The sequence below is a fragment of the Brevefilum fermentans genome (assembly GCF_900184705.1).
Taxonomy (GTDB): domain Bacteria; phylum Chloroflexota; class Anaerolineae; order Anaerolineales; family Anaerolineaceae; genus Brevifilum; species Brevifilum fermentans.
The window spans coordinates 1093745-1120197 of sequence record NZ_LT859958.1 but is presented as its reverse complement, the minus strand read 5'-3'; the positions used below and the strand labels follow the sequence as shown (position 1 = coordinate 1120197).

At 48.2% G+C, this 26453-nt stretch carries 25 protein-coding genes and 1 tRNA gene; 10 read left to right on the top strand and 16 right to left on the bottom strand.

The annotated features are described in order from the left end of the window. Genes CFX1CAM_RS04985 through CFX1CAM_RS04970 form a run of 4 tightly spaced genes read left to right on the top strand, consistent with a single transcriptional unit; the run spans position 1 to position 4177 of the window. The gene (locus CFX1CAM_RS04985; RefSeq protein ID WP_197687161.1) at positions 1-1098 is read left to right on the top strand and encodes a tRNA-ribosyltransferase family protein; all 1098 of its coding nucleotides are present in this window, start codon (positions 1-3) and stop codon (positions 1096-1098) included. After that, positions 1091-1897 (top strand): class I SAM-dependent methyltransferase, encoded by an 807-nt coding sequence (locus CFX1CAM_RS04980; RefSeq protein WP_087861956.1) that lies wholly within the window; start codon positions 1091-1093, stop codon positions 1895-1897. The genes CFX1CAM_RS04985 and CFX1CAM_RS04980 overlap by 8 nt, the downstream gene beginning before the upstream one ends. Then, complete coding sequence (locus CFX1CAM_RS04975) at positions 1894-2727, top strand: class I SAM-dependent methyltransferase (RefSeq protein ID WP_087861955.1); 834 nt, start codon at positions 1894-1896, stop codon at positions 2725-2727. Before CFX1CAM_RS04980 ends, CFX1CAM_RS04975 begins: the two co-directional genes overlap by 4 nt. Beyond that, complete coding sequence (locus CFX1CAM_RS04970; protein WP_087861954.1) at positions 2720-4177, top strand: hypothetical protein; 1458 nt, start codon at positions 2720-2722, stop codon at positions 4175-4177. Before CFX1CAM_RS04975 ends, CFX1CAM_RS04970 begins: the two co-directional genes overlap by 8 nt. On the opposite strand, the gene CFX1CAM_RS04965 is transcribed toward CFX1CAM_RS04970, so the two are convergent. From CFX1CAM_RS04965 to CFX1CAM_RS04955, 3 genes are all read right to left on the bottom strand, one after another. Next, positions 4121-4855 (bottom strand): lysophospholipid acyltransferase family protein, encoded by a 735-nt coding sequence (locus CFX1CAM_RS04965; protein ID WP_087861953.1) that lies wholly within the window; start codon positions 4853-4855, stop codon positions 4121-4123. The two genes, CFX1CAM_RS04970 and CFX1CAM_RS04965, sit on opposite strands and share 57 nt — an antisense overlap. Continuing rightward, positions 4852-5775 carry a diacylglycerol/lipid kinase family protein gene (locus CFX1CAM_RS04960; RefSeq protein ID WP_087861952.1) on the bottom strand — a complete coding sequence of 308 codons (924 nt, stop codon included), beginning with the start codon at positions 5773-5775 and terminating at the stop codon, positions 4852-4854. Before CFX1CAM_RS04960 ends, CFX1CAM_RS04965 begins: the two co-directional genes overlap by 4 nt. Positions 5776-5859: 84 nt before the next feature. Continuing rightward, on the bottom strand, positions 5860-6603 hold the full coding sequence (locus CFX1CAM_RS04955; RefSeq protein ID WP_087861951.1) for an RsmE family RNA methyltransferase: 744 nt from the start codon (positions 6601-6603) through the stop codon (positions 5860-5862). A 41-nt stretch (positions 6604-6644) separates the two neighbouring features. Between CFX1CAM_RS04955 and CFX1CAM_RS04950 the strand changes: the two genes are divergently transcribed. Further along, on the top strand, positions 6645-7376 hold the full coding sequence (locus CFX1CAM_RS04950; RefSeq protein ID WP_231941010.1) for a queuosine precursor transporter: 732 nt from the start codon (positions 6645-6647) through the stop codon (positions 7374-7376). Positions 7377-7384: 8 nt separating this feature from the next. Here the strand turns inward: CFX1CAM_RS04950 and rsmI are convergent, their stop codons facing one another. Together rsmI and CFX1CAM_RS04940 are read right to left on the bottom strand one after the other, a co-directional pair. After that, positions 7385-8050, bottom strand: a complete 666-nt coding sequence (gene rsmI / locus CFX1CAM_RS04945; RefSeq protein ID WP_087861950.1) for a 16S rRNA (cytidine(1402)-2'-O)-methyltransferase — start codon at positions 8048-8050, stop codon at positions 7385-7387. Continuing rightward, positions 8050-8676 (bottom strand): HAD family hydrolase, encoded by a 627-nt coding sequence (locus tag CFX1CAM_RS04940; RefSeq protein WP_157891720.1) that lies wholly within the window; start codon positions 8674-8676, stop codon positions 8050-8052. Before CFX1CAM_RS04940 ends, rsmI begins: the two co-directional genes overlap by 1 nt. 315 nt (positions 8677-8991) lie before the next feature. Between CFX1CAM_RS04940 and CFX1CAM_RS04935 the strand changes: the two genes are divergently transcribed. Continuing rightward, positions 8992-10716 carry a DUF6909 family protein gene (locus CFX1CAM_RS04935; protein ID WP_087861948.1) on the top strand — a complete coding sequence of 575 codons (1725 nt, stop codon included), beginning with the start codon at positions 8992-8994 and terminating at the stop codon, positions 10714-10716. A 271-nt stretch (positions 10717-10987) separates the two neighbouring features. Here CFX1CAM_RS04935 and CFX1CAM_RS04930 read toward each other — a convergent pair whose 3' ends face one another. Together CFX1CAM_RS04930 and gmd are read right to left on the bottom strand one after the other, a co-directional pair. Beyond that, complete coding sequence (locus CFX1CAM_RS04930) at positions 10988-13684, bottom strand: valine--tRNA ligase (protein WP_087861947.1); 2697 nt, start codon at positions 13682-13684, stop codon at positions 10988-10990. A 364-nt stretch (positions 13685-14048) separates the two neighbouring features. Then, positions 14049-15119, bottom strand: a complete 1071-nt coding sequence (gene gmd / locus CFX1CAM_RS04925; RefSeq protein WP_087861946.1) for a GDP-mannose 4,6-dehydratase — start codon at positions 15117-15119, stop codon at positions 14049-14051. A gap of 302 nt (positions 15120-15421) precedes the next feature. Between gmd and CFX1CAM_RS04915 the strand changes: the two genes are divergently transcribed. Next, complete coding sequence (locus CFX1CAM_RS04915) at positions 15422-15892, top strand: peroxiredoxin family protein (protein ID WP_231941009.1); 471 nt, start codon at positions 15422-15424, stop codon at positions 15890-15892. 112 nt (positions 15893-16004) lie between these two features. After that, positions 16005-17483, top strand: coding sequence for a serine hydrolase (locus CFX1CAM_RS04910; RefSeq protein ID WP_087861943.1), 1479 nt, complete (start codon positions 16005-16007; stop codon positions 17481-17483). 64 nt (positions 17484-17547) lie between these two features. Here CFX1CAM_RS04910 and CFX1CAM_RS04905 read toward each other — a convergent pair whose 3' ends face one another. From CFX1CAM_RS04905 to CFX1CAM_RS11345, 3 genes are all read right to left on the bottom strand, one after another. Then, positions 17548-18189 carry an SHOCT-like domain-containing protein gene (locus tag CFX1CAM_RS04905; protein ID WP_087861942.1) on the bottom strand — a complete coding sequence of 214 codons (642 nt, stop codon included), beginning with the start codon at positions 18187-18189 and terminating at the stop codon, positions 17548-17550. A gap of 15 nt (positions 18190-18204) precedes the next feature. Beyond that, complete coding sequence (locus CFX1CAM_RS04900; RefSeq protein WP_087861941.1) at positions 18205-19431, bottom strand: SHOCT-like domain-containing protein; 1227 nt, start codon at positions 19429-19431, stop codon at positions 18205-18207. Between the two features lie 567 nt (positions 19432-19998). After that, positions 19999-20499 carry a hypothetical protein gene (locus CFX1CAM_RS11345; RefSeq protein ID WP_157891719.1) on the bottom strand — a complete coding sequence of 167 codons (501 nt, stop codon included), beginning with the start codon at positions 20497-20499 and terminating at the stop codon, positions 19999-20001. Positions 20500-20906: 407 nt separating this feature from the next. On the opposite strand from CFX1CAM_RS11345, the gene CFX1CAM_RS04895 reads away from it, so the two are divergent. Together CFX1CAM_RS04895 and CFX1CAM_RS11340 are read left to right on the top strand one after the other, a co-directional pair. Then, a tRNA-Arg gene (locus tag CFX1CAM_RS04895) sits at positions 20907-20979 on the top strand. A gap of 234 nt (positions 20980-21213) precedes the next feature. Then, the gene (locus CFX1CAM_RS11340) at positions 21214-21693 is read left to right on the top strand and encodes a hypothetical protein (protein ID WP_157891718.1); all 480 of its coding nucleotides are present in this window, start codon (positions 21214-21216) and stop codon (positions 21691-21693) included. Between the two features lie 199 nt (positions 21694-21892). On the opposite strand, the gene CFX1CAM_RS11335 is transcribed toward CFX1CAM_RS11340, so the two are convergent. From CFX1CAM_RS11335 to CFX1CAM_RS04870, 6 genes are all read right to left on the bottom strand, one after another. After that, the gene (locus CFX1CAM_RS11335) at positions 21893-22060 is read right to left on the bottom strand and encodes a hypothetical protein (protein WP_157891717.1); all 168 of its coding nucleotides are present in this window, start codon (positions 22058-22060) and stop codon (positions 21893-21895) included. A gap of 266 nt (positions 22061-22326) precedes the next feature. After that, positions 22327-22719: a hypothetical protein gene (locus tag CFX1CAM_RS04885; protein WP_087861939.1), complete on the bottom strand. Its 393-nt coding sequence runs from the start codon at positions 22717-22719 to the stop codon at positions 22327-22329. Positions 22720-22800: 81 nt separating this feature from the next. After that, positions 22801-23103 carry a hypothetical protein gene (locus CFX1CAM_RS04880; RefSeq protein WP_087861938.1) on the bottom strand — a complete coding sequence of 101 codons (303 nt, stop codon included), beginning with the start codon at positions 23101-23103 and terminating at the stop codon, positions 22801-22803. Positions 23104-23907: 804 nt separating this feature from the next. After that, the gene (locus tag CFX1CAM_RS04875) at positions 23908-24141 is read right to left on the bottom strand and encodes a hypothetical protein (protein WP_087861937.1); all 234 of its coding nucleotides are present in this window, start codon (positions 24139-24141) and stop codon (positions 23908-23910) included. Further along, positions 24142-24276 (bottom strand): hypothetical protein, encoded by a 135-nt coding sequence (locus CFX1CAM_RS11685; protein ID WP_269457042.1) that lies wholly within the window; start codon positions 24274-24276, stop codon positions 24142-24144. A gap of 111 nt (positions 24277-24387) precedes the next feature. Further along, the gene (locus CFX1CAM_RS04870; protein WP_087861936.1) at positions 24388-26451 is read right to left on the bottom strand and encodes a UvrD-helicase domain-containing protein; all 2064 of its coding nucleotides are present in this window, start codon (positions 26449-26451) and stop codon (positions 24388-24390) included. Between the last annotated feature and the right edge of the window lie 2 nt (positions 26452-26453).

Sequence of the window (26453 nt, the reverse complement as noted above, 5' to 3'; positions counted from 1 at the left end):
ATGCAGACACCACAAAAAATGCAAATTCGGGATAAAGCACTCACCTTGCCAGCTTTTCTCCCCGATGCAACCCTGGGATATGTGCGCGCAGTGGATTCACGTGATCTGGAGAGCGTTGGCATTCAAGGTCTGGTCATGAACACCTTTCACCTGATGCAGAAACCCGGTTCGAGTACCATTCAATCCTTTTCTGGCTTGCACAACTTTGCCGATTGGCACAAAGTGATTGTGACCGATTCGGGTGGATTCCAGGCGTACTCGCTGATCCATCAATCCGAACAGTTCGGCACCCTCACCGACCGCGGCATCCTCTTCCGTCCTGATGGTAAGGGCAGAAAACTGCTCCTCTCGCCAGAGAAGAGCATCCAATTACAGATCAGCTACGGCAGTGATGTGGTCATCTGCCTCGATGACTGTACCCACGTGGACGCGTCTCGCGCACAGCAAGAAATCAGCGTCAAGCGCACCCTGGATTGGGCGAAGCGCTGCAAGCAGGAATACAATCTCCAACTCGATCAGCGCAAAATTTCCGATGTCGACCGCCCCCTGATCTTCAGCGTGATTCAAGGCGGTGGTTACGCCGACCTGCGCAAGATGTGCGCAGATGGCTTGCTGGAGATCGGCTTTGACGCCTTTGGGTATGGCGGTTGGCCATTAAATTCCCAGGGACAATTGCTCACCGACATTGTCGGACTGACTCGAGAGCTGGTGCCTTCAAGTTATCACATGCACGCGCTGGGGATCGGGCACCCGCTTAACCTGGTCAAGACTTTTCGCCTCGGCTATGACCTCTTTGATTGCGCCCTGCCCACCCGTGATGCACGACACGGCCGATTGATGCGTTACAACCTTCCACCGGATCAGCCCCTGCAGGGTGAAGACTGGCTGGAATATGTCTATCTCCAGGACAAAAAACACATCAAGGTCGATCGACCAATATCAGATGATTGCGATTGCCCCGTGTGCCAGCATTACAGCCTGGGTTATCTGCACCACCTTTTCAAAACCGGAGACTGGCTTTATTACCGTCTGGCGACTCTGCACAACCTGCGCTTCATGACCCAGCTCACGGAAAGGCTGCAGAACGACCATGGATAACCCACAGCTTGAGCAGTTAGCCAACCAGGTGCTCTCGGGCGCCAAATACAAGCACATCACCTCGAACCTGGTACGGCGTTTGTGCCAGGAAGCAATCACTGCTGGTTTCGCAGGCAAAGCTGCCGTCAAGTTTGTGCGCAACAAACTCCACCAGGTTGGCGGCGCCTATCTCAAACAAAAATCAATTTACGCCGCCGCTATCCAACAGTTGAAAGATCTCCCCAGAGAGTTCAATTCGCCTGAAACCCAGGATTTCTGCCGCCGGATGCTGCAATCCCATGCCTCTACTGCTGAACGCCTGCCCATTATTGAAACCTTTTTCCAAACCTGCCTGACGCCGATCGCGCCGGTCACCGGCATCATTGATTTGGCGTGTGGGTTGAATCCTCTGGCGCTCCCCTGGATACCCGTTGCAGACCATGTTCAGTATTTTGCCTGCGACATCTACCTAGATTTGCTGGATCTGGTCAACGCTTTTTTTGATCAATTCTGCATCAACGGTGCGGCTGAGCCCTGCGATTTGATCGCTGAGGTTCCCGCCGAAAGAGCCCAGGTCGCCTTTTTACTTAAATCGATCCCCTGTTTGGAACAAATGGAAAAATCTATCGGTGAGCGTTTGCTGGAGGACACACCTGCGGATCACATCCTGGTCAGCTTTCCAGTTCATAGCCTGGCTGGGCGAAAAAAAGGCATGTCCGCATTCTACAAAGAGCATTTTTTAAAGCTGGTCGGTGGAAAACCCTGGGAAATTCAGGAGTTTCTTTTCCAAACCGAACTGGCTTTTTTGGTGTCAAAATGAAGGTTGAAAATCAGCTCATCCAGGAGCTTGTCGGTCAGATCCTCAACACCAGGAAATACCGTCATCTGGGGTTGAATCAGGCCACCATTGAAGACCTGGTCCGACAAGAAGCGCTTCAGCAGGGGTCACAAAAAGCGATCCTCAAAGCCGTCCGGCGGAAATTACACAACATCGTCGCACCCTACCTGGGTCAACCCGATTATCCTGCTCTGACAAAAGAACTTTACAAAATCGAAGATTTTGCCCTCGATTCCCCGCAGTTAAAGAATTTTTGCCTCAAAGTGCTCTCTCAGCATGCTTCCACAGCAGAACGCATCCCAATCATGGACGAGTTTTACACGCAACTTTTCCAGGCAGTCGGGAAACCGCAGGTGATCTTCGACCTGGCTTGCGGCTTGCATCCCCTGGCGTTGCCCTGGATGGGGTTACCCCCTTCAGTCCGCTACCATGCCTTTGATATCATCCAACCCAGGGTGGACTTTATTAACCTTTTTCTATCAAAAATCGGATTAACACCCCTGGCTGAAAACAGGGACATCCTTGCCAACCCGCCAGAAGGCGCCGCTGATCTCGCGTTTTTCTTCAAAGAGGCGCACCGTTTCGAAAAGCGTCAACCCGGATGCAACCGTGTCTTCTGGAGTGCTCTGAAGGTTAAAAAACTGGCCGTCTCCTTGCCCGCTACTGACCTCTCCGGCACCCATAGCCTGCAACAAAGACATCGCGATTTGGTCTTTTCCAACCTGCCTGAAGGTCTGCCCGTTCAGGAAATAAGGATCGAAAACGAGATTGTCTTTCTGATTGATAAAACCCAGGGAACTCACAATGGCTGATCCCGGCATGCACAAACTGGTTCAAAGTCTGGCGCGTTTTTCAGAGATCCTCAGCGAAGAAGAACTCCAGCAAATCCGGGCAATTCAGGATGCCCCCCTGTCCACCGGTATTCGGCTCAATTCGCTCAAAGCGCACCCGGCAACATCGATCCACGCCCTGGCAGAACGTTATGGTTGGGAAATTAAACCCGTCGCCTTCTGTGACAACGCCTGGTTGATTGAATCCGCTAGCACCTCACCCGGCATGACGATAGAACACCGCCTGGGCGGATATTACCTTCAGGATGCATCCTCAATGGTACCGGTCAGCCTGCTGGATTTTGAAGCACAGCGACCGTTGATCCTCGACATGGCCGCCTCTCCCGGTGGAAAAACAACCCACCTGGTCGACCGCACACAGGACATGGGTTTTATCATCGCCAACGATGCCAGCCAAAGGCGCATCCCCGCTTTACGCTCCGTCATCGCGAATTGGGGCGCCATCAACCAGGTCGTAACCCATTTTCCCGGTGAATCCTTTGGCAGATGGTTCCCCGAGACCTTTGATAGCATCTTGCTCGATGCCCCCTGCAGCATGGAGAATCTGCGCCCAACACCCAGCCACCCCCTCAGAGAAACCACCGATTCAGAACGGCTTCGTCTGCAAGAAATGCAAATTCGGCTTCTCATCAGCGGGTTGAGCGCTCTAAAAATTGGTGGACAGCTCGTTTACGCCACCTGCTCGCTGGCTCCTGAGGAAAACGAGGCTGTGATTGACCAGGTTCTCAAGTTGTACCCCGACGCCCTGATTATTGAAGATCTCTCCAGCAAGCTGCCCTTCCATGCCCCCGGGCTGAGCACCTATGCAGACCAGATTTTCCATCCCGCACTGCAAAACACTCTGCGACTCTGGCCGCATCTGACCGGCATGTCGGGTTTCTTTTGCGCACGTTTACGAAAAACAGGCGTAATCCCCATAACACCTCAGGCGCCCCCCACCCGCGACTTTTCTCGCACCCAGTTTGAAGCGACACCGCTCAATCTTCAGTCGGCAATTTGTGAACAGATTTGGGATGCTTATGGATTTGACCTTGGCGAAATCCTCGCCCGGTATCACCTCGAGCTTTTTAAGCGCCACGAAGGTATCTTTCTCATTCCTCAAGTCTACCTCGAAAGATTCCAAACGCTCCCCTTTGAGTGGATTGGCATGCAAATCGGTCAGTGGATTGCAGGAAATTTCCACCCCTCCCTTGAATTCGCCAGCCGTTTCGGTCACTTGTTTATCCGGGGAAAAGCCCAGCTTGATGATTCGCAACTTTCCCAATGGATCGACCAGCGGGATATTCGCAACCCTAAAATAGATCTACCCCCTCAAGGTCAGTATCTGCTGGTGGAAGACAAAAGCGGTCGCAATCTAGGCGTGGGAAAATTGCTCTCCAAGCGCCTGCGGAATCTCCTCCCCCGAAGTTGAATCGATATATTCAAGATACTTTCCACGATCCATCGTAACCCCCCGATATTCTCCGTGGTATTTCTCCGGCAGCAGGTCAGCAATTTCCAGCATGATGGCGTCGGTAACAGCTTGCATAATTTCTTTGTTCCTCTCCTGACCAGAAAACTTACACCGAAAGGGTTTTCCAACTCTCACATGAAATGGTGTCCGTTTTAAGCGGCGAAGATTCTGTGAGATATCCTCGTGACCATAATAGACTAGCGGGAGGATTGGAACATCAGCCTTGCTCGCCAGAATGGCGATGCCAGGCTTTCCTTGAAGCAAACGACCGTCGCCTGAACGTGTACCCTCCGGAGCGATGGCTAGAAGTTGTTTTTTGACCAGCAAAGCATCTTTAGCCGCTTTGAAAGCATTAAAATCAGCAACCCCTCGATCAATCGGAATTCCGCCCCACAGGGTAAACAAAAATGCCATCAATGGATTATCCCAGGTTTCGCGTTTGGCAAACCCTGTAAATGAGCGTGATCCCATGTGGGTGATCAACACAGGTGCATCCAAAAAATTAACATGATTAACAGCAAGAATCAGCGGGCCACGTTTTGGCACTTTTTTTATCTCTGAGATGTCAATTTTAAGTATGCAATACAGGATGGTCCGAATGATTGTATTGACCAACCAGGTCAGTGGAGTTTTCATGGAGACACCAACCTCAAAGCTCGTGGGAGAATATCAACTTCAAGAGCATCACCGGCGACACAAATCGTTTCGCCGTCCGCATGCACAGGCAATGTGCCTTCAATTGCGCTGATCTTAATCGCCTTTCCTGTGAGCATCTTAATCGCTGGATTTTTCTCATGCGTCCCCGACATGACCTGCGGGAACAAACCTATAACTTGCCAGCGGGTCACCTGCCCGGCAATACACAGGTTTAATATGCCATCATCAGATTCGGACGCGGGCGCAAACATGAAAGAACCCCCCATCCGCCGCCCATTCATCATCGACACCAAAATACAGGGTTGTTCGATGATTTCGCCATCAATATCCAACCGAATAAGCGGTGCTTTGAAGTACAAAAAGATGGTCTTCAGTGCTGCATACAGGTATGCCGGGACACCATCGATATAAGGCGGAAGTTTCGCTGCTTCAAATCCAACGACTGTATCAAATCCGATGCCGACGCCATTTCCGAAATAACGACCGTCAGGATAGTCGCCACCTTTCACAAAACCAATGTCAATCTCCCTGGAATTTCCGTTTGCTAACAACTGGCAAGCAGCGACAAGATCCTGGGGAATACCCATGCCAAAAGAGAAATCATTGCCGCGTCCAACAGGCAAAACCGCCAGGTTTGGCAGCAATGCGTTCTTTTGTTTTGCACGCATCATCCCGTTGATGACTTCGTTAACCGTCCCATCTCCCCCAACCGCCACCAGAGTCTTGTATTCTTCAAAACAAGCTTCTTCTGTCAATTGGATGCCATGCCCGGGGTGATCTGTAAATTTAATTTCATAGTCCAGACCGAGCCCATCGATAACTTGTTCAATTTCAGGTAATAATTTTTTTGCTGCACCCTTACCTGCAGTCGGATTAACAATAATACAGATCTGTTTCAAGTTAAATTCCTGTTCTAAAGATGATTACACTGTATAACTCTGAATGCAGAATAAAGTTACCAAATCATATCACATTACCGAAAATTATTCAGAACCAAGCTCATGAAGAGCCAGGGCAGGAAAAACAATCGCCGCTGTTTCCATTCGAAAAATCCGGGCGCCCAGGGTTACCAGCTGGCATCCAGCACCCTGCGCTGAAGCCACTTCAGCATCAGAAAAGCCACCTTCTGGACCCACGAACAACGCCAGCTTGTCCCCTGTGAAACCTCGCAGTGCTTCCTTAAAGTTAACCCTACCCTCAGGCAAGCCTTCCCAGGCCAGCAGGCACAGACCATTCGTTTGGGTTGCATTAAGAAAGCAATCTGCCAATTTCTCCGGTGCATTCAGCACCGGTAGCTTTCCACGCCCGGATTGCTCTGCTGCTTCCTGAATAATCCGCTTCCAGCGAGACATTTTTCCCTCAGTCAATCCGGTATTGCTTATCAAAGTCCGCGTAGAAACAAAAGGGCAAAAGGCAGACACACCAATTTCAGTGCCCTTCTGGAAGATCCACTCCATCTTTTCACGGCTGGACAGTCCAATGAAAAGCGAAATCTGCACCCGAGGTTCGGATGTTGCCATTTGAGTGCGAACAATATCACCAACCCGTTGACCTTTTGCGGTTTCATCCCGCAGAACCACGGTATAGATTATCCCTCGATTATCCAGCACAGCGACACGATCGCCTTTCGCCAGGCGTAAGACATGCTTGATTTGGTGAGCAACCCGGTCAGGGAAGATGACCTGTAAATCGTGGATGTCATCCGGACTTAAAAAGAAATGGTGCATAGCAAGGTATACTTAGCCTGTGTGTTCAATCGGAGCCAACTGTGAAAAAACAAGACAATCACTCCGCAATACAATCCTTTCAATTTCTGGACATCCTCACGATGATCTTTGTCCTGACATTGGTGCTCAGCAATATCGCCTCCTCCGCCAAGATCATCGATTGGGGAGCCCGCCTGGGGAACTTATCTCTCAGCTTTGATGCTGGGACGATCCTGTTCCCGATCAGCTATATCGTTGGTGATGTTCTGACCGAAGTTTACGGTTACAAACGATCTCGGCGCATCATCTGGCTCGGCTTTGGCGCCCTGGCTTTCAGTGCGCTGGTGTTCTGGTTTGTCCAGGTACTTCCCGGAGAAGCCACCTGGCAGGCCAGTGTCGGCCAGGAAAACTTTAACAAGATTCTGGGAAGCATGAGCTCAGGCGCCATCGTTGTCGCCAGCCTGGCAGGGTACCTGGCTGGATCTTTTTCCAATGCCATGGTCATGGCTTCGATGAAAGTCCGTACCAAAGGTAAATTCCTGTGGGCGCGCACGATCGGTAGCAGTGTCATCGGGCAGGCTTTTGATACCTTTGCCTTCATCTTAATTGCCAGCGCCCTGGGCGTGTTCCCATGGAGCTTGTTCTGGAGTCTGACCATTACCAATTATATCTTTAAACTCGGTATTGAAATCGTCGTAACACCTCTCACCTATCGGGTTGTTAACAAGTTAAAGCACGCAGAAGATATCGACGTTTTCGACGATGGAACCGACTTTTCACCTTTCAAGTTCTGAGTTAGCGCCTACCGGGCACCTTCAATCAACACCGTGTATTCGCCGCGTGGGGCTTCCTGATTGAATGTTTCCAGCAGTTCGCTCAATCGCCCCCGTTGTAGGGATTCAAACTTCTTGGTCAAATCGTTAGCCAGCGCTGCCTGGCGATCTCCCAGGACAGCCAATGCATCTGCCAGAAAAGCCCGGACCCTGTGGGGGCTTTCATAGAAGATCAAAGTATGAGGCGATTCTGCATCAACGCTGATAAACCGTCGGCGTGCAGCGGATTTGCGCGGCGGGAAGCCCTTATATGTAAAACTGTGCCCGGGTAAGCCCGACAAGGTCAGCGCAAGCACCAGGGCGCTGGGGCCAGGTATCGCTGTGACCGGGATCCCATGCGCAATCGCAGCCTGCACCAGCGAATAGCCAGGATCAGAGATGCCCGGCGTCCCGGCACTGGAAACGACCGCAATTGATTGCCCCTCCAGCAGCAAGTCAACCAGCTTTGGCACAACCTTTTCCTCGTTGAAGGCATGATAACTCTTTTGGGGCTTGTGAATATTATAATGTCCCAACAAAATTGAGGTTTTGCGCGTATCTTCGCTGGCAATCAGATCTACACAACGCAGCACGTCCAATGCCCGCAGTGTAATATCACCCAGGTTGCCAATTGGCGTCGCAACCAGGTACAGCATCAGGATTGCCTTCCATCCAGGTGGATGCGCACCGTCTCAATCGCCTGGTGCGGACTGATAAATTGCACCGCATGCATGCCAAATTCCCGTGCAGCCATTACATTGGGCAAATGGTCATCCAAAAGCAGTGAACGCTCTGGCGTTGTGCCCAAACGTGACATCGCGATTTCAAAAATCCGCCGATCGGGTTTGATCACTCCCTCCTCAGCAGAAATGATGATTTCGTCCACATAACGCTTTAGCTGGTAAGTATCCTCCAGCAACTTCCGGGTTTGATCACCCGCATTACTTAAAATCGAAACTTGGTATTGACCATGCAGTTCTGCCATAAAATCGACAATCGGTTGGTTTAGCTGGCGATTCGAGGACAACCTTCGTTTTAAGAACCGGATCACTGTGGGTCTCAGGTGCCATTTCTCAGCCATCATGGTCCACAAATAATCCTCTGGCAATTTTCCCAAGCAGATGTCTTTGACCAGTTGAGAATCATGCGGGTTTTCCAACATCTCCTCAATCTCAGGATGGTCCTTAACGCCCAGGGCTTTCTTCCACAGTTTCAATTTGCGCTCATTGGGCTGTTTCAGTATCACACCGCCAAAATCAAAGAAGATGGTTTCTATCGTCATCACACGTTCAAATTCAAGATCAAAAATATTGCTTATATTGTACCGAAGGAATGGGGTTTCGTTAACCAAACAACAATAGCCAGCTCAGCCAGGAGCAACTCCTTACCGAATTTATGCCTACCGCTTGATTAATCAAGCCACTTTTCATAACACAAACCGTAATCACATCGCATTCTACAGAAAATTATCGCAGGCTGATCAACACAGGCGGTTAGCAGGTTTAAAACGTCGTCAATCAGGGTAGAATAAGGCTTAGAAATTTTGAAGAATTAATTTTTCAATGCCAAACACAATCGTCTGAATAAGTGAGTTTTCATGGAAAGAACCGTCCCAACCCGAGCCTCTGATGAAATTGACCTCTACATTCGCACAATCTACTCATTGCTGCGCTCAACAGAACGAGTGCGCATCCGCTCGCTTGAAGAAGTTCATGCGGGGATGAACTCTTCCCTGCATCCGTTTGCGCGTCAGGAACAACCCGATATTTCTGCTTTTATCTATGCGAATTTGCGCCTGCCAGACTGTATACCGGATGTCAAGGCTGTCCTATTAGCGCAAAGCGGGACTGTATTTGAACAATTCGGCTATCATGTAAATGAAAGTTGGACTGAAACGACCGCACGCGCCCGCCGCCGCCGTTGTTTTTTTGACGGAAAAAACTTGCTGGCTTGTTATATTGCCTCCCGCTCAGATATTGATGATGTCATCCCTTTGTTGACTGCATACCAGATCGAATGGAACAAGCTGCATCGTTTCTTACTCGATGCCCCAAGTGAACTTCTGACCAGTGTTTCACTTAGTGAAATGGAAGGCTTTGACAATTTGGCGCATCACCTCAGGATCTCACCCATTGAGCTGCGGCGTTTGCAAATCATTTGGGGCGAAGGATTTCAACCCAGGCTTAACCGCATCAAGTCACAGAAATTAGATCTGGAGGTGCAGCTTCTCAGCGGGTCTCTCAATGAGTACCGCCGAGCCACCCGTTACTGGTGGGATAATATCGCAACAAGCGTTCCGCAGATCAACCACCGACCGGTCTACTTCATTTCCAGCAACACCCACAGTATTCCCAACTTGCTGACTGGCTTTGCCCTCACCCAGAAAGAGCGCCTGGCCCACTACCTGCACACCGCCGGTGATGAAGATCTGCTGGCTGAATGGCGCGATATCAACCAGCAAGAAATCCCCTCGCGGCCTGAAAATTTTCTTTACTATGTCCTGAAGAAATACCAGGCCACGCCACAGGGAAAAGACCTGGTTGCCGCACAGGCGGAATTTGAGGAATCAAATGGCGTTTACCGCTTACCCAGCGAACATGCCTTCGACATAGAGGCGCAAATTATTGACCTGGCTGCCCTCAATCCCGAGACCATCGATCCCCGCCTTTCACCAACCGGATTTTCTGCGCAGGATGCTGATTGGTCATTCCTGAAACCAAGCGACGCCCTCATTCTGAATATTGATTATCCACTTGGATTTGCCGCATACAACCTGCTGGTAAAAATTGCAGAACACGCCGATCCGCTGCTAGGAATCTACATCATGGGCAAGGCAGCGACTCTCAACGGGCGGCGTGGGGATGTGATGATCCCCAACGTAATCTACGATGAGCATTCACAAAACACCTACTTGTTTCACAACTGTTTCTCTGCCAGCGATGTCAGACCATACCTCGTTTATGGCACGGTTTTAGATAACCAGAAATCGGTCTCTGTATTAGGTACTTTTCTGCAAAATTCTCAGGTCATGGAAGTGATTTACCGCGAAGGCTATACGGATATTGAAATGGAAGCTGGTCCGTATCTTTCTGCTGTGTCTGAGCTGTATCGCCCGACGCGTCACCCCGTTAATGAGATCGTTAATCTTTATGGCGTGCCTTTTGATTTAGGCATCCTACATTACGCTTCAGATACGCCCCTCACCAAGGGTGGCAACCTTGGCGCAGGCGCCCTGTCTTATTTTGGGGTTGATTCCACATATGCCACATCCCTGGCCATTCTCAGACGCCTCATGCAGAATGAACACCATCGCGTGTCATAATTTGGGCCTGCAAACCCTTCAAATCAAAAACAACCATTAAACATAGACCCGCGGGGTTTATATCGAATCTACACCAGCTATGGTTTAAAACCCCGCGGGTCTAAACAATGATATTCAATTTTTATTAAGACATAAATTCAACACAAATTTCCAACAAAGACCCGCGGGGTTTGTATTAAATTATATTCGGCTATACGAAAAAGCCCCGCGGTCTCTTTAAACATACCGCAATAAGAATACTTCTAATTAGCTACCAGCCACCAGCTACCAACTACCAGCTACCACTCAACTGCTGTTGTAAACGATCGGCTGTCTCCTGGTAAGTTGCCAACTTCTCGCGCTCTTTCGCCACTACCTCCGCCGGCGCTTTCTGCGCAAATGGACTCGCCAGCAAATTCTCCAACCGCTGAATCTGTGCTTGCGTTTCTCCTAATTCTTTCTCCAGGCGGGCGCGCTCAGCTTCTAAATCAATCAAACCCTCCAATGGCAGGCTGATCTCCACCGGCGCTACAACCAGATTAACCCGATCATCCGCCGGTTCTAGCGTCTCAAGAATCTCCAGCCCCTGCGGGTCGATCCCTGCCAGGGACACGAATATCTGACGTTGCGCACTGAGCATAGCGGTTTTTCCACCAGCGCCGATCGTGCAGGAGATTTTTCGCTGCGGTTCAACCTTGTATTCAGAGCGGATGTTACGAATTGCCCGCACCATCTCCTGGATTAAGCCAAAATCCTCAATCGCTTCCAACTCCCAGTCTTCCGCCATTTCTTGTTCAGGCCAGCGGGCTACGATCAATGCATCCTCCCATCCGCCTGCTGGCGCCAATGCATCCGATACGTCTACACACGCGCTTCGCAGGTGACCCCACAAGGCTTCCGTCACAAAGGGTGTAAACGGATGCAAAAACCGCAGACAAGTATCAAAAATCCTGACCAGCGTCTGTACCGTATAAAAAGCCCGGTCCCCGCCTTCAACGATCTGATCCTTGGAGATTTCCAAATACCAATCGGCGAACTCTCCCCAGAAAAACTCGTAAACCTGGCGTCCGGCTTCACCAAACTGATAACTCTCAAACAGGCGATTGACCGTTTCATTGAGTTGCCTCATGCGTGCCCAGATCCAGCGATCCGCCAGGGTCCAATCCGGTTCATCGACCGGCGCAGCAGGAAGGTTTTCCAGGTTGCGGATCACGTAGCGACCGGCATTCCACAACTTGTTGGCAAAATTTCGGTTGGCTTCCACCTTTTTCAGCGAAATATTCGGATCATTCCCGGGTGTTGTGCCCACCAACAAGGTGAAACGCAGCGCGTCTGTGCCAAGTTCATCCATGACCTTCAGTGGATCGATCACGTTGTTCTTGGTTTTGCTCATAATTTGCCCGAATTCATCCTTGATCATCCCGTGTAAATAGACGGTGTGGAAAGGTGCCTGCCCGGTGAACTCTAAGCCAGCCATGATCATACGTGCCACCCAGAAAAATAAAATATCATATCCCGTCTCCATCACAGACGTGGGATAAAAATAAGCCAGATCTGCAGTCTTCTCGGGCCAACCAAGCGTTGAGAATGGCCACAGAGCCGAAGAGAACCAGGTATCCAGGACATCCGGGTCCTGATGCAGATGGGCACTGCTGCACTCCTGGCAATGCGTGGGCTCTGATCGAGCCACCATTATCGCACCACAATCATCGCAATACCACACAGGAATACGATGCCCCCACCACAATTGCCGGCTGATGCACCAATCTTCAATGTTCTCCAACCAGTTGTAGTAAACCTTTTTAAACCGCTCGGGGATGATCTCTATGCGGCCATCTTTGACGGCTTCCAGAGCAGATTGCGCCATGCCGCTCACGTTCACAAACCACTGGGTGGAGATCATCGGCTCGATAAGCTCGCCCCCGCGCTGGGAGCGCGGCACCTTCATCTGGTAAGGCTCTACCTTGATCACCAGGCCTTCCGCTTCCATGTCCGCCCACAGCTTCTGCCGACATACCATGCGGTCTAACCCGGCATACGGTCCACCGTTCTCATTGATCGTGGCATCTTTATTCATCACATTGATGAACTCCAGATTGTGCCGTTCTCCAATGACATAGTCATTGGGGTCGTGCGCGGGCGTGATTTTAAGCGCACCGGTACCAAATTCCCGGTCGACATAGGCATCAGCGATCACCGGGACCTCTCGTCCCAGTATTGGAACAAGCGCCTTTTTTCCCACCAGATGCTTAAAGCGCTCATCTTCGGGATGGACTGCCACCGCGGTGTCCCCCAATATTGTTTCGGGGCGAGTGGTTGCCACCGGGATGAAATCATCACTACCAGAGATGCGGTATTTAAAGTAGTACAGCTTACCGGGTTCTTCGGAATATACAACCTCCAGATCAGACACTGCTGTTTGCAGTCCGGGTGACCAGTTGATCATCCGTGGACCGCGATAGATCAAACCTTTTTCGTACAGCAAAACAAAAGCTTCACGCACAGCCTGCGTTAATCCTTCATCAAGAGTGAAGCGCTCTCGGCTCCAATCGCAAGACGCGCCCAATCGCCGAATTTGCTGCGTGATGATGCCGCCGTATTTCTCCTTCCATGCCCAGGCGTATTCAAGGAATTTCTCCCGTCCAATCTCCTCACGGCTGGTGCCCTGCTCCCGCAGCATCATTTCAACTTGTAATTGGGTGGCAATGCCTGCATGATCCGTCCCGGGTACCCACAAAGCAGGTTCGCCCTTCATCCGATGATAGCGAATCATTAAATCTTCCATGGCAACAAATAGGGCATGCCCCAGATGCAGGCTGCCGGTTACATTCGGCGGCGGTATCGAAATCACAAAGGGCTTAATCTCGGGATCAAAGTCCGTCTCGTGGGGGTCATTACTGGGTTTAAAATAACCACGCTCCCACCACCATTGGTAAATACGCCCTTCCGTTTCGCTAAAATCATAGGTTTTTGGCAGTTCTTTAGCCATCAGACACGCTCCTCAATAAAATCACAATGATTAACAAAAAAACCTTTCATCCCAGAGGACGAAAGGTTACTTCCGCGGTACCACCTCAATTCGCCAGCCTTAGCCAGCGCACTCATGCCAGACCACCATCCGGCCACACGATAACGGGCGTTCCCGTGCCGTTCTACTCACCCGCACCGAATTTGTTTGCCGGGCGGATTTTCTTCAGCATTATCCTGCGGCGACTTCACCCATCCCATTCCTGTGGACGCTTCCAGCCTGTGGCGTTCCTTCTCTGGCAGGCGGTGATGCGTTACTCCTCCGCTGGTTTTTTACACAATCAAATTATAGCAAAGATCGCAGGTAATTTCAACCTTTTTCACAATCAACGTTCCATCGATACGACCTGGTCTTCCCAACGATGCCAGCCAGAGAACTTCTCTTCAATGATCCGCTTTCCATCGCCAGGCGCATCCAGACCGACCAGTGCCAGGTCGGCATCGACCATGATCCGCACCAGCTCATGGAATTTTACCCGCGGCTCCCAGTTGAGCAGCTTTTTGGCTTTTTTTGTGTCCGCTTCCAGGTAATCGACCTCGGTTGGACGAAAGTACCGCGGGTCGATGCGCACATAATCATGCCAGTCCAAATTTACATAACCAAAGGCTTCATCCAGAAACTCCGCAATCGTATGCGCCTCGCCGGTGCCGATCACAAAATCCTCCGGCTGCTCCTGCTGCAGCATCAGGTTCATCATCTCCACATACTCGGGTGCATAACCCCAATCTCGCCGGGATTCGAGGTTGCCCAGGTAAAGATGCTTCTGATTGCCAGCCATGATATTCGCCAACGCGCGGGTGATTTTTCGGGTCACAAAGGTCTCGCCACGGCGCGGGGATTCATGGTTGAACAGGATACCATTGACCGCGTACATGCCGTAACCTTCCCGGTAGTTGTTGGCAATCCAGTAACCGTAAAGTTTTGCCGCCGCGTAGGGGCTGCGCGGCCTGAAGGGAGTGTCTTCGCTCTGTGGGGGCTTTGAATCACCGAAAAGCTCGCTGGATGAGGCTTGATAGAAACGGGATTTCATCCCGGCTTTGCGGATTGCTTCCAGGATGCGCACGGTACCCAATCCCGTCACATCACCGGTGTATTCGGGCATATCAAAACTCACCCGCACATGGCTTTGCGCTGCTAAATGATACACTTCATCGGGCTTCACATTATAAAGCACATCCAGCAGTGTGTCGCCGGCAGTGACATCGCCATAATGTAAAAACAGGTTAACCTTACCGTTGTTGCCATGGGGATCGCGATAGATATGGTCAATTCGGCGCGTATTAAAAGTACTGGAACGACGAATTAACCCATGAACTTCATAACCCTTATGTAAAAGCAACTCAGCCAGGTAGGAGCCATCCTGCCCGGTGATGCCTGTGATCAATGCAGTTTTCAAAGCGACCTCCAATTTTTCTTGCTTATTTCAAGTTGAAAGTATATCTCTGGCTCAATGACAAGTCAAATGCTTGGCAAATTTAATCAGGTTGCAGTGCTTTTTAAAACAAACTGAAACGCTACCACGAACGTCTGTATTATTTTACCCAAAAACAGGTGATCAAAATACTGCCAGGGAACGCTAAAGCTCTGCGGGGTGCGAACAGTGGATGGCGATTTTCACGATCATCAAGTATCATTATCAATCACAAATGCGATTATCAGCCAGTATCAACACGGCTGCAGAATGATTAGAGGTATATTTTGGAAAAACTCACCCTTGGAGACCAGGCACCCGATTTCTCTCTCCCCGACCACGAAGGAAGATCGATCACGCTCTCAAACCTGTACCAGGACCAGCATGTTTTGCTCGTCTTCAACATCGGCTTTGTCTGACCGCACTGTACCAATCATATGGCGCAGTTGCGTCATGATCACAAAAAGTTTGCTGACCTAAACACAAAAATTTTGGTTGTTGTGCCCAATGGACCCGTTATGATCAACCGGTACCTCGCCAAACACCCGACCCCCTACACCATCCTGAGCGACAAGGGCTCCCGGGTTGCAAAAATGTATTTTCAAGATCAAAAGTTTTTTTCACTGGGCACCCCCACAGTCATCCTGATAGAAAGAGGCGGGAAAATCGCCTTTACACACTATGCCGATTCCTTCATCGAAGAACCCGATAACCTTGAACCCCTGGCAGTGTTAGAAACGATGACACCTGACCTGTAAATTGGTCATCGCCCACTCATTATCTTATTTTCTTGTCTTCACCGATCAGGCGAGCTGTGAAGCGACGGATTCGCTCTGTAAAAAACGATCCGAATTAAGTACAATAATTTAAATGAAGCAAAAACACCGCTTTCCCCTTTTTCGTTGGGCTGCCATCCTGATCAGTTTCCTCACCCTGATTCTGACAACGATTCAACTGATTGAATACAGTCGTTTACGGAATAATTTCCCTCAGGGCATGCAGGTCGGCGATGTCCCGATCGGCGGGTTGAATTATGCCCAGGCTGCCGAACGGCTTTTCATGGTTTACCGCTCACCTATCGAAATCGTTTATGACGGTCACCCGATCCAAATCCGCCCGGCGGTCCTGGGGTTCGAGCCGCAGGTCGATCACATGCTGGCTGTTGCCGACAACCAGCGCGTGACCGAACCCTTCTGGGCAGGTTTTTGGAATTTCCTCTGGCAGAGGGAGATAAAAGTTATCAAGGTGCCTCTCAGCGCTTCTTATGAGGAAAAACGGATACGGGATTATCTGGTCACAGAGATCAGCGCGCGCTATGATGCGCCTGCCATTCCCCCGATGCCCATAGCTGGAACTGATCAATTCGCCGAAGGTGTTTCCGGCACCAGCCTCGACATCGACCGGGCAACACTTCAGACCCTTGATGCTCTCAAATCGCCATCCAGCCGTCGAGTCAATCTCGCCCTGAACAAAACATCCATTCCCAGGCCATCCTTACCGGATTTAGAAATCATGGTCCGACAGATCATCGAAGTCTCTGGTTTCGATGGGGTTGTCGAAGTCTACATGCAGGATTTAGGCTCAACCCGTAACCTGCTGCTCGCGCATCGGGGAGATGAGGAAAAATTGGCGCCCAATATTGCTTTCTCATCCTGGAGCCTGGTGAAAATCCCGCTGATGGTCACTGCGTTTCGCACCATGGAAGAACCTTATCCGGAAGAAGTGATTACCTTGATGGAGGAGATGATCCAGCAATCTGATAATGCCAGCACTGACCAACTCGCAATGATGGTGATTGACGCCAACCTGTCACCCTTAATTGTCACTGCTGATATGCATCGCCTGGGTTTAGAGAATACCTTTTGGGCTGGCCATTTTTATCTTGGCGCGCCCTTATTACAGACCTTCAAAACACCAGCCAACCAGCGCACCGATGTTGATACCCAGCCTGATCGTTACAACCAGACCACGGCAGCCGATATGGGAATGTTAATGGAAGATATCTACCTGTGTGCTGAGCGCGCGGGCGGATCGCTCATCGCCGCCTTCCCTGATGAGATATCGCAAAGAAAATGCCAGCAGATGATCGACATCATGCTTTTCAACAAAATTGGGGTATTGATCCAGGCTGGCGTCCCTTCGGGCACCAGAATTGCCCATAAGCATGGTTGGGCAATAGAAACCGACGGTTTAGTGCACACCTACGGGAATGCTGCGCTGATTTATTCGCCAGGCGGCAATTATGTATTAACCATTTTTGCCCACCATCCCGTTCAGGCAGTGTTTGACCCCGTCAATATTTTATTTGCCAATATCAGCAGCGCGATCTACAACTTCTTCAACAACTAACCCGTGTGATTATCACCTGCGGTAAACAATTTGATCGAGGGATCACTAACGAATCAAAACGATTCTATCCGATAAAAACTTCTACCCTTTCTCCGTTGTCCTTATCTTTGACGTGCACATAAAATGGTTCTTCCGGTGATATCCTTTCAAGAAGTTCAGATACATCTCCCAGCGGCAGATCATCCAGTCCCGGGATTTTGTGGCTCAAGGCGTTAATGAGCCGCTGCGTCAGCGAAAGTGGCAACGGGAAGCTGATCGAAATGCGCGGCGGTGACTCACCCCGCTTTTGTTTGATGCGCACGTGCAACCACACACCGCGACTCGCTTGAAAGCTGAACGCCAACATAAAAATCCCAATGATAAACGGTATCCACGAAAGCCAAAACCCCCAACCAAAACCAGAGCGGCTGTAGCCTGCGAACATCCACAGGGCGCCCAGGGTGGTGATCAACAGACCAATTGCAAAAGGAAAAACCCACCAACGCTTGAGCTGTTTCATTCGCTCCAGTTCCTTAGTCGAGATACGGGATTTGGAGGTTTCCACAATATCATCAGCAGAAACCATCACCTCTTCCGGCGAAAGGTTATACCCATCATCGTCTTCGCTTTTTCCAACGTTCATCGCATCAATCAGCCGTAATCCTTCTTCAGCCGTCAACACGCCTTGCTCAATCATGTCCAGAATTTTTCTTTCAGCCTGATCCATGTTTCACATCCTCACTCACTTTTCCATTGCTCTGAAGAGGGCTTCAGCTTCATCAACTGTGATTGTGCCCTCTTGCAACATTTTCAGGATCATCAAACGTTCTTCATCTGTGGCGCCTTTTTTTCCTGCCGGTCGTGTAACAGGCGGAGCAGGTCGCTTGGGCACCGACGTTGGTTTCTCCGCATCTTCATTTTCAACGCCCATGTCAATCGGAAAACCACGGAATTTTTCAAGTCGATCTTGAATTTTTCCCAACCGGATTTCGGCTGCTTTAACTTTTGCGTCTGCCCGACGGGTGGCTGATTCAATCCGCCGCTGGATCATCTCGCTGAATGCCGATTCCTTAAAAGAGAAACGATCCGAAAGGTCGCCGATAAAATCTTCGCCTTCCTCAGGTGCCTCTGCAATTGATACCGATCCTCCAGCAGAAAGTTCGACGGAAAGGCTGCCATCTCCAAAGATCTGCTGGTATTCATAATCCCGAATTGATAACTCCTCACCAAAAGCCTCAATCTTAATTTTTTCATTGCCCGATGTCATGTTGAGTGATAGGTCTGTCTGATCCTTATTAAGCGCAACAGCAATATTTCCACCGGCAGCCACACGCAAATCACGCACAAACTGGCAGTCAATAAGCTCGAGGCTGCCTCCGGCTTTCACACCATCGCCCAAATTAACCCCGCGCGCCTTAAACGAACCGCCAAATTTTGCCAGGTGCGCATCTCCTGCGATATTCTGAACCAGGCAAGACCCACCGGCTTTGTCTATCAGCGCATCCGTGTGGATCTGACGCAGGACGCAGTTGCCGCCCACTTTCTCACAGGCGAGAGAATGGGCGTCATCGACGGTTAGATTACCGGCGATTTTGCCGATGTGGAGGTGTCCCGTAACGTGCTGTGCTGAAAAGTTGCCGCCGATCTTGTCCACATCCGCCTGTCCAACCTCGATCAAGACCAAATTTCCAAGCACCTTATCAATAGTGATTGGGTTTTTCACACGTTTGATCAAAGCCGACCCCATCGCGCGCTCAATGATGATCGATGAATTAACCGGTACTTCCAAATAGCAGGAAGCGCTGACCGTCACGTAAACATTCCCGTCTTCTTCTACCAGGGTTGCCAGTTGGGGTGAATCAATTTTGCAGGTGATTTCCGTAGCCTCGACCCCCTCGATCTGCACCCCACCATAGGCTTTTAAATAAATTACTGGGTCATCCCTGGTTAAGTAGAGAACGTGTGACATCGTGCGCATCCTTTCCTTATTAAGATATCAGCATTTCACTTATATTTACTTAAAGATATCATAGCATAGGATTAAGATTTGTCAAGAGTGATATCAATATATCGTAAGTCGAAAAAACTTGAGATTGACAACGAGCGTTCAGACAAGCATTAATACGATAAACGGAAACTGCAGGCAGCGATCATAAACCAGACAAACCCAAAACCCATAGCTTCTGGCTAGAAAACGGGGAAACCATGTGTCAACAATTGTTTTCATAGAAATTTCCCCTTAGGTTTTGCCATTGATATTTAAGTAAACAAAATTACAATCCCGAGTTATCAACAGGGCTGAAATCCCGACAAGAAACATGCAGGTCTTCGATTGTTTGGGCTAGGTAACGCCTAAAAACTTACAAATTAGTCTGACCCATCAGGTTTTGTGTGGAATAAAAATCACCGCTTTCGAAGAAAATTAAGATCAAAAGCCCTGCAAAAGTTATTTTAACAGGGCTTCTTAATTTTCGCAAAAGTAGCACGTCTTCGCAGAATTTCGTTATGTCTCCAACAGACTATTTGCAGTGTTTTATTATTGAGTTGTAAACCATGTTGTAACCGAATAACCTCCAATGTTTACATTAATATTTACCTTATATCCTGATGTTGCACCAGAAATATAATAACGACACGATGCAATCCCATCTTCATTGGTTATACCATCATTACAATAAGATTCTGTGGTTTTAAAGTGCCAAGTAGTGTACATTCGAAGATTATTTTGAGGAACACCATTTACTATTAATTGTCCTCTAATAGTCAACCATGAGTATTTTGTTGGAGTTACATTTGAAATTGTGGCACAAATTATTGCATTACCATAGGTATTGCACTGCAAATTTTCACCCGGCAAAGGAGCAGAATTAGGCGGTGGTGTTGGCTCCTGATAATGCTCGGATATTAGTATCAATGGCAAGTATGTTTGATAAATTCCTTCTTCCCCGTTTACAACATTAACAAAAGCCATTAATGATAGTAATACAACCGATGTTGTTATCAAAATTGTAGTTTGGAGATTCCTATATGTTTTCATTTCCCTCCACATTCACAAGTACAGAACCCTTTATATCTGGGAGGATAGCTTTGGAGAATCAATTACATTGTAACATTATCCCCGTAAATGCAAAAAATAATTGACAAGAAACCAAGAAAAACCTAAACGCATTAGTTACCACCAGACAAGGCAATAATAGATTATCTTGATTGCCTAATTAGCATATATTCTATAACTGACTTATGAACTAGCTTATCCGGTACTGGTCGCCAAATAGATTTTTATGATAATATTTAGCATCTGAAAATCCTTAAAAGGTGAAAACACATTGTTTAGATAGCACTTGATTATTAATCAATGAAGGGTCAAACCCGCAGGCCAAATTCACTATTTCACGGCTCTAATTGACCATCCGGGGATTTTTTTGCGGTATAATAAACTTGCTAGCCCCCGTAGCTCAATGGATAGAGTACCTGACTTCGAATCAGTTGGTTGGGCGTTCGAGTCGCCCCGGGGGCGCTATATATAGCGGTAAACCCGTCGGAATCTTTTGTATATAAGTGAAAAAAGGGGGTTGATTTCGATGATATACAAAATGCACTTATTAAATCATGGTCATGCCTTTGGTAACTTTATACCAAAAGCAGGGATTTTTTGCGATTTATCCTTATTGTGTTAAAATAATTTAGTGCTGGAAGGAATAAAACATCTTATGTTTTTTTTGTGGCCACTATTCTAAATGAAGGGGCTCTTGTGACAGAAAAGAAAACGTTTCGAAAAGCAAGTTTACAACAAGTGAGACAGGCTGGTATATATTTCTCCGTTGCTGAATTGAATAAGCGAGGAGTGTCTGCGACACCTGTCAAAAAGAAGTCAAAAATTGTCATTATTGCCGACAATCACGATAAAAGTCGCTCCATTACCCTTCGGGTAAAATCCAAGCGAAGTAGAGTCTGGCAGTCGAGTATTATGGATGGTCAACCGATGATGCCCAAATCTGATGAATCAAATTTCTGGGTGTTTGTAAGTTTGGGGAATTATGATGAACATCCCAAGTTTTGGGTTGTACCAAATTGGTGGATAAAAAATGACATCTATTTAGCACATCAAGAATATCTCAAAAAACATGGGGGAACAAGGCCTGTCACCCCAGATTCCACACACCATTCAATTGATGAAAGTCGATTAAGTGAATGGCAAGATCGATGGGATATCCTTGACATTTTTAATTGATATGTATGTTTGATTTTATGTAAATATGGAATTTTTTAATAGTAACTGGATGATGTCCGGATGTACTTAGATCTTGCAACCTTGTCCCTGTAAATTTAAGCCAGAAAATCTTGTTTTCCCTTAATAATCGAATGACCTGACAGCATATAAGTGATAGTCTATTTGCCATTCCTCTCTGAACCCCAACGCTTGGTTGAGATCAGGCCCAGGCAACCACCTCCTGTCGCCCTTCGAAGGTGACGCCAACAACTTTGGTCGTAACGACCCGGCCCTTGACCCGCGCATGGGGATAGGACCCTTGCAGCTTGGGGGTTTCAACCTGGTGGATGGGTGGGACAATTTTTTCAATAACATCTTGGTTTCTCATTGTTTTAAGCCTCCTTTGCTTAAATAAAACAAGGGCAGCCCGTTGGTGGACTGCCCTTTTGGATGGGATTGTGTGGTGTTAGTCCAGACTTTTCACGATAAGCACGCCCGGCTGTGGATTGCTCACATGCACCTGGTTTCCGGGTTTCAGGCCAGCTTTGAGCAGCTATAACCCTTGCAAACGAATCTGGGGGGTCACCTCCTTTCTATAGTAATCACCGACATCCTGGACTGTGAGCTTTCTGGGAAATACGTCCTTTCTCCGTTTCATGACTGCTTCCCATTGCACCAGCCGCCTTCCCAGCGATGGGAATACCAGGTGCGCCCATTACGCGACCATTTCTGCATCTCAACGCCATGCAGTGGACATGTCGGGTTTTTCTCATCCCCCTCAGGCTTAATCAGCACTGTTGCTCCAGATGGTTTGTTGAAGCTCTTTTTAGCGCTCTCAGGGCTGTCTTTGCGCAAAGGGATACATTGAGCATCCTTCAGGTGAGCCAGCGCACTCTCCGCCTTTCTAAGCGCTTCTAAACCACTCTCAGCTTGCAGGGACAACATACACTCAAATCCTGACGGGTCAATATAACGGGTGGCCCAGGTGGCAGTGCCTTCGGAATAACCAAAGGAACGGTCACCCGGGCTTTCAACAGCATTACTCATAAGTAACTCCTTTCTTAAAACAAAAAAGAGCGCTCCTCCAATTAAGGAAGAGCGCTCAGTGGATAGAATAGCGGAATTGGACTAATCCAGGATTTGACCGCAATCGTCGCAGATATCCCGGATGTCATCCCACACTTCGCCTGCTGAAAAGTGAAAGCTGCCGATTTGCGAGACATGCTCATGCGGACATTCCAAACCTTTGAGCAGTGTCTGCAATTCCTCCAGAGCAATCCACTTCTCGGTCTGGCCAGTGCCCTTGCAGGCCGGGCAGGGCAGGTAACGTTGATATTCCTCGCCTCTGGAATCGATGCCCTTAGCTGATGGCAGATAGGCCTGGCCGTCACAATCTTGACATTTGCTGAGAATCTTGACCTTTATTTCCATAAATCTCCTTTCCTGGGGTTAAAACAAAAAGCCCGCCTCATCTTGGCGGGTGGACGGGTTGCGCCAGCTGGACGCTTGGTACAGCAGTTATTCGATTTTCGATACCCCCCGAGTTCACTCCTGGCCAGTGTCACTCAAGATATAACCGGCCTGAACTTTTTCAGGGAGAAATTGCTTCGAAACCCTTTTCAATATCCACACCTTTGGAGTGACATCCATTGCTGCGCATTCTCAATAAACTACATTTGTGTATCATTACAGGGCTGAGAAAACATCAAAGATAACAACGTTTTTCCCTACGCGTAGAGAACTTAAAACAAGGGGATTTCTTAAATGACACACACCGTATCAACTCCATGCATGGAGATGGCTTTTTTGAACCTTTTTGAACTATTTTTTACCATTTTTCATTCCATTCACTCTACGTGTAGAGAGCGAATACATGCGCCAAAATGACCAATGTCTCAGGGTTATGAAGTGGGTCTCAACCATTCTGCATTTCTTGACAATAATCTGGTCTGGATATACTTTGTCAACCATATTGATAAAACCACAATCTTTGGATAATTTTCAAGGGGAGAAAAAGGTTGGAAAGAATCCTTTCACGGGGATATTGTTCGAGCAACACCAACATTACAATAAAAAAACAAAACTCTCTACGCGTAGAGAAGATTTGATATTAGCTACTCCTGTTTTATGCAGACTTTCTGGCGCAATCCGATTGGTATTGTTGTAAATGGTTAGATTAGAATTCTAATAACATAACCGTTTAGACCAAACCTCATCTGACATGCCGGCTGTGGATTATTCTTTTCGATATGAGATCTTCCAAGCTTCATATACCTTTTCGCACTCGTTCCGCCAAAGGGTTTCTTTGTCCTGGCCTTCTTCAAGCACCCCAAGCTCGCGTGCCCAGTTAAAGAAGCCTTCGCTCGGTTTACCGCTAACCCCAACCGCAATGGCACTTAGCATCGGACGACCTTGCTCTAATTCATTTTTTGAAATTAATCCGATCACCTCACCGATCAGCTTCCCCATCTAGCTTCCAACCATCGGCCAGCCATTAGCCTGGGCAATTTCCTGGTAAGTGCAAAATCCAAAGTGTTTTGCAGCATTGATCAATAGACCATAGGTCACAAAATATTCTTTTGTGTTCAGCCATTTATCTATCATTGTTCTTCCATGTAATGATATTTTGAATTCTATCAGAAAGCTCTCCTATGTCAGATCCCCTAATAAAGCATACTACATCTAACTCGTCGGTATTTCTACAAATCTACAACTTTACATTCGCAAATCATCCAAAAACTCAGATACCGGTTCTAATCCAGTTAATAGCAAATGATCCCTTGCTCGTGTGCAGGCCACATACAATAGATGCCTTTCTGTGTTATATACTTCTAACAGATCGGATTCATCAGCTACCATTTCAATGCGCTCTTGTAGCGGTATGACCTCATCATCGCAAGCCATCACAATAACCGCACGAAATTCCAATCCTTTTGCTAGGTGCATCGTCGATATGGATAAAAATCCTTCTGTAATAGACACCATTTCATCAAGCACATTATAGGGGTGCTCTAAAGATTCAACAGGTAACTTTGCTCTTCGTAGTTCTTTTTCCGAACGCACAAAGATGCCGATTTCGTGTAAAGCCAGCCCATCTTCGATCCAGCGCTGCACCTGCTCTTTAACAGCATCAATCTCTTTCTCTTCAGAGGCGAAAGTTTTTATAACAGGAATCGGTCCATTAAATACAGAGATTGTCCCAGCGCGTGATTCAATATTGCCATCTACATCAGAGATTTCTGGATCAAGCAATTTATCCGCAAACATTCGAATTTGATGGGATGTGCGATAATTGATCCTTAGTGTCTGAGATCGACCACGAATATCAACACCCAACACCTTCCATGAAAAGGGTTGCTGGAAAATGCGCTGGCCTAAATCTCCAGCAAAGAAAAGACTGTCGGGCTGATTTTCTGCCAATGCGCCTAACAGCTTTAATTGAGCGATGCTGATATCTTGTGATTCATCCACCACAATAAAATCAAAAGGAGAGCGATTATCCGCCTTGTAATGCAGGGTTAAACGCTCAAACATGCTGGCGTAGGTGAGATGGCCAACATCTTCTAACGCCTTACGAATGATTTCAAATATTGACCAAAGCACTTTACGCCTGTCTTCAGGCAAGCGAATTTTCCTACCAAGCCTGAGTACGTTTTGATACTCCTCCCAAGTATTGAGTTGCCAAGCGTCGACGACCTGTTCCCATTCCGTCATAATAAAGGCATCGCTAAAACGGTGATTTTCAACCTTCTTACTCGCTTGCGAAATCAGATCAGCGATGACTTCTCTTGGTGCGATCTTTAAGACGCCAAATAATCTGCGGTAAAGTCGTTCACCTATCGCGTTCATTGAATAGACTTCAATTTGATCTGCCAGTTGTGGTTGGTGGTGTATCAAACGGCGCAATTTTTCCTTGAGAGCGTTCGCAAGGGTCTCAGAGAAAGTGGCAAGCAGTACACGAGCATGGAGATTATTTTTTGCCAAATATACCGCTCGGTGTAAGGCGACAACCGTTTTACCTGTTCCCGCAGACCCAGAAACACGCGCTGGACCACGATAATGTCCTTCAACAACACTTTTTTGAGCAGGATGGAGAAAAATCGTCCATTTATCCCATGGATAAGCCAAAGCCTGCTCTAAGTCTTCGATGTTATCCATCACACGGAACCTGCGAAGTGCATCTGGGTGCTCAAAGGGATCTTCTACAGTTGTGGCAACTGTTGTGATTATCGGGATTCCACCCGTGGCCAATTCGAGCACGGCTTCGGCAGCTTCCTGAGGCAGATGGTCAACTAATTCAAAGATGTTGTCCTCGGTTGCAGTTATTACGTCATCTAACCATTCTAATGGGACACCATAAAGAAGAAGCTCATCTTTTTTAACATGCCCCAGGACAGGTGGTTTGGGGTGGTCTTTTGTTATATAGGTAGGAATTACAATTTCCTTGACGGTTTCACGGATTTCGACAAATTGAGCTGCGCCGGTAGTCGGATGAGTTTCTAGCTTACGACGCTGAGCCCACTGGTAAGCGGCATCATGATGGTCTACATAACAAATCATGAAACTAGATTTTGTGCGGTGTACAATGATACGAATATCTCTGCTGACTTTGATGGAAGCAAAATTCGGGTCCTGTGCTCGATCTAACTTATGGTATTGCAAATCAGGCCTGGATGGATCGATCTGTAAATCAAACGCCGTCGACTTAACCGCTTTTTGCTCCTGAGCTGTCAATTTTGCAAGGCTATCGCTGAATGTATCGGCAATGATAAAACGCATAA